The following is a 3,864-nucleotide window of genomic DNA, read 5'->3' as shown; positions in this document are numbered from 1 at the left end:
CGCTTGGAAAACCTCGTCAGTCCTTCTACTCTTGACTTCGACAATTTCTTGAGCGAAAATGCCAAATGGTATTAGAAAGATTAAAAAGGAAAGGATTTTTCTCATAAATTAACTACAACGGTTCGGCTATGGCAAGTAGGGCAGGCAAGGAAACTTTTCGTTTCCGTCTGGTCTGCGAGCCAGAGCTTTTTGTTTTGTAATTATTTTTTCTTTTTTAATTGCCAAATCCAAAAGATTTGGCGGACTTAGTAAATAAACCCAAGCCTTTAAATATAGCACTTTATGCCCTATTTGCTATAGCCATTGTTGCCAGCAGTTTTTATTTTTTCGGTAAATACAATTTCATATTCTGAATTTCCAGCTCGTCCAAGTGTCCCATTTTACTTTCGTCTTTAGTTATTAAGTGTAAATGAATATTTGAGTCGTGATGTGTGAAAACTCCCTTGTGTTCTGTAGAGAAAAATCCAATTATCGTTGCATCTTCATCTTTCAGTTCGTAATTGGTTTGTCCTTGATGAGCTTCTTTTGGTGATGAAACTTTTGTTCCTTTCGGTAAATTTTGAATATGAATAATTGCTTTTGAAATTTTCCCTGTTAATTTGAAGGCAAAAGGTCTTTTAAATTCAGTCGTCTTTTCGTCTACTAATTTTTCAATGTCTTTGATTGACTTAATATTTGAGGCTAATTCTATTTCGTTCCATTCAGTTACGTTAGCATAAACTAAAAAAGGTGCTCCGACTTCAAAAGTTTTTTCAACTGTCATAGTTGAATCAGATGTGACTTTTGAAACATAACTTTGTCCATTATTGATAAGTAATTCTCCAGTTAGATAACTTTCTGGTCCAAGTCCATAAAGACCTTTTTTGTTAGAAATTGTATCGAGCCTGATACTTCCACCTAATTCCCCTTTCCACATAACATTTTTCATTGCACCTACAATATTAATGTCGGGATAGGTTTCATTCGAGTTGTTTTTCTTTTGGTCAGAATTGCAACCAAATATTCCGATTGTTAAAATTCCAACGATGAATTTTTTTATCATAGATTTCGGGTCTCTTAAATTGCTGGCAACGGTCTCGGCTATGAGTAGTTGCGTGGGTTAGCACTTAACTTTGCAAGCCTGCCTGCCGGCAGGCAGGTACACACCAAGTTGAAAATTCCGCAGGAATTTCCAAAGTAGGCGAGAACAAGCAATTACTTATAGCCATTGTTAGCAGCAGTTTTTATGTATTCATCTGCAAATTTATATGTTTCTTCAATAAGTATTTTTCGTGTATCAGAAGATGAGGAATTCAGAAATATAGCTATGGTTAGTGGTCTATCTAATTCTTTTATTACTATAGTTCTTGCTCCAATCCAACTTCCAGAATGTAAAGCAAAATCCTTCGTCAAAAACCATCCTGCTCCATATTTTTCTTCTGCATTATTCAAAAAATTTAAGCCATAAGTGTCGTTTATCGCCATAGAGCTAGGTCTAAATACTAGCTCGTGCATTTTTTTAGACACAATGGATTGCTCTTGTAAGGCATTGTTATAAGCATGGAAATCTTTAATACTGGTATAAACTGCTCCGTCACCCAACATTCCATTCATATAATTGCCATCGGCTTTTACCCACATATTTAAACTGTCCTTTTCGTAACAGAAAGCTCTTTCTTTAATTTCAATAGGATTTGCAAGACTGTAATAATTTGTTTCTTGCATATTGGCTTTATCAAAAACGTTTTTCTTGGCGTAGCTAGCAAATTCTTCTCCTGAAACTTTTTCTGCCAATAAGGCTAAAACTATATATCCAGTATTAGAATACTTCCATTTTGTTCCAGGTTTAAAAATTGGTCTAGGGTGAGTGGCTAGCCATTCTAAAATATCTTGATTTACAACTATTCTATTTTTATCCCAATTTTTATCGAAATTATCATAATAGTCTGCAATACCAGATGTATGGTTTATTAGTTGCTTTACAGTAATATCCTTGAAAACAGGATAATCCCAAAACTTGGTTATAGAATCATTCAAGGAAAACAAGCCATCGTCCACAAGACTTAAAACACATAGAGCAGTAAATTGCTTGCTCACAGAGCCCATTCTCATATTAGTATTAATGGTAATTGGCGTTTTAGTTTCTAAATCTCTTAAACCATAGCCTTTTCCGATAATCATTTTTTGGTCATAAGAAATTAGTACTGCAGCACCAGGTTCATTTATTCCGATTTTAGAATTGAAAAGCGAATCTATTTTCACCTCCAGTTCTTTTAAATTTGTTGAGCTTGTTTCCGCTTTATTATCATTCGAATTCTTGCAGGAAATTATAAGGAAGGCAAATGCTATTATTAAAATTTGGTTTTTCATTGAGTTGGTTTAAATTACTGCTAACGGTTGAGCTATGAACAGTACAGGAGCAAACTGGCGTTTGCTTTCCGCCATGCACTTAGCGAAATCTTTTGGTTTTGATTTATTTTTTCCTGTCCAGAGCAAAATCCAAAAGATTTTGCGGACTTCATAAAAATACGCAAACGCTGCGATTAAGACCTAAGTCCCGTATTGTTTATAGGTTTTGTTAGGCAACGTATTTTATTTTTTCAAGTTGCCATTTTATTTCATTTTGCAAATCCTGATGATTTTCAATTTCCGATTCCGAAAGTTTTGGATAATTCTCGCAAGCCTTAAAATAAGTAGAATCGTAGCTTAAACTCCCAATATCCAAAATCCGTTCAGTTTTGTTGTCCAGAATAAAACTCAAAGCTTCACTTATCGCCGCAGCGGAGTTTAAGGCTAAAGAACCGCTAACTTGTCCGAAATCCTCTGTGTTAGGTGTATTTTTTACAATTTCGGATATTTGATTTTCAATAATTTTTACATTAGTGTCAAGTCCATTTGCGTTTTGCTTGCATAAAACTAGTCCATTTGTCATAGAGTTTAGGTCGCCCCATTTGAATTCTTTATGGAAAGTATCATAGTCAGGTAAGAGTTTTTCACAAACTTCAATTGCAAATCGCGTTTGTTGATTGGAAGAAGTTGCCTTTAAATTTTCAGTTAATTTTTCATGGTATTCAGTCCAATTCATATTTTTTACACAAGCTTTAATCTTATTATTCCTATTCCTCTCGGTTGTTCTTTCATAGTTGCATCTATATACCAACCGTTTCCTTGTTTGTCAACTATCAGATGTTTAAAAACCAATAATTTTAGTTGCTTTAGAGTGTTGAATATTTCCTCCAGCGTTATTGTTCTTTTCTCAATCCTAGGTCTTTGTTGTTCGTGCAGTATACTGCCAAGTTTTCCATGAATAATCTTGAATTTTTCGTAGTCACATATAGGAAATGTAATGTGCGGAATAGAAACTTCTAGATTCTCTTTGATAGGATATTCAAATTTTGGGTCAGTAGGTCTTGGCCAACTAAAATCTTGGTTAATTGAAGCAATAATTTTTAATGGGTTATTTTCAGTTCTTTTGCTTTTTCCAATTGGTTGAGTTGAGCTTTGATGAAAAGTACTTACCATAAAGGCAATCAATTCCATTATTAATCGACATTGAAGCGCGAAGAACTCTTCATTAAGTTCTCTATACCCAAAGTCAATCAGCTGATTTCTTTCAAAAACTTCAATACGTTCTTTAATCGAAAGCACATATCCTCTATAAGTGTCAGCCATATAACCTGGCACATCCTCATGAGGGATTTCTTTTGGGTCAATTAACCCATCTCTGAGTTTTTTGGTCATAGGGTTATTGATATGTTGCCTAACGGCTGGGCTAAGGTTCGTTGCTGTGATTCGTCCGAAGGACAATCCAGCCGAACCTAAAGATAGCTTATTGCGCGTGATTTCCGTTTAGGAAATCCGCAAGTAATGAATTTTAGCCATTGT

At 34.7% G+C, this 3,864-nt stretch carries 4 protein-coding genes; all 4 read right to left on the bottom strand.

Annotated elements, in window-relative coordinates; all coding sequences use genetic code 11:
• Positions 1–319: 319 nt before the first annotated feature.
• Positions 320–1,042: an acetolactate decarboxylase gene (locus ACKWCA_RS23870; RefSeq protein ID WP_413980766.1), complete on the bottom strand. Its 723-nt coding sequence runs from the start codon at positions 1,040–1,042 to the stop codon at positions 320–322.
• Between the two features lie 152 nt (positions 1,043–1,194).
• Positions 1,195–2,349 carry a serine hydrolase domain-containing protein gene (locus tag ACKWCA_RS23865; RefSeq protein ID WP_413980765.1) on the bottom strand — a complete coding sequence of 385 codons (1,155 nt, stop codon included), beginning with the start codon at positions 2,347–2,349 and terminating at the stop codon, positions 1,195–1,197.
• A gap of 208 nt (positions 2,350–2,557) precedes the next feature.
• Positions 2,558–3,064: a DUF416 family protein gene (locus ACKWCA_RS23860; RefSeq protein ID WP_413980764.1), complete on the bottom strand. Its 507-nt coding sequence runs from the start codon at positions 3,062–3,064 to the stop codon at positions 2,558–2,560.
• 5 nt (positions 3,065–3,069) lie between these two features.
• Complete coding sequence (locus tag ACKWCA_RS23855; RefSeq protein ID WP_413980763.1) at positions 3,070–3,720, bottom strand: hypothetical protein; 651 nt, start codon at positions 3,718–3,720, stop codon at positions 3,070–3,072.
• Between the last annotated feature and the right edge of the window lie 144 nt (positions 3,721–3,864).

It is taken from the genome of Maribacter corallii (genome assembly GCF_047345415.1).
Classification (GTDB): domain Bacteria; phylum Bacteroidota; class Bacteroidia; order Flavobacteriales; family Flavobacteriaceae; genus Maribacter_C.
Note: the sequence above shows the minus strand (reverse complement) of the source record. Positions and strands in the feature narration are given on the sequence as shown.

Coding starts and splice junctions, on each gene's coding strand:
- ACKWCA_RS23870 (WP_413980766.1), bottom strand. CDS start 1,042: ATGATAAAAAAATTCATCGTTGGAATTTTAACAATCGGAATATTTGGT.
- ACKWCA_RS23865 (WP_413980765.1), bottom strand. CDS start 2,349: ATGAAAAACCAAATTTTAATAATAGCATTTGCCTTCCTTATAATTTCC.
- ACKWCA_RS23860 (WP_413980764.1), bottom strand. CDS start 3,064: ATGAATTGGACTGAATACCATGAAAAATTAACTGAAAATTTAAAGGCA.
- ACKWCA_RS23855 (WP_413980763.1), bottom strand. CDS start 3,720: ATGACCAAAAAACTCAGAGATGGGTTAATTGACCCAAAAGAAATCCCT.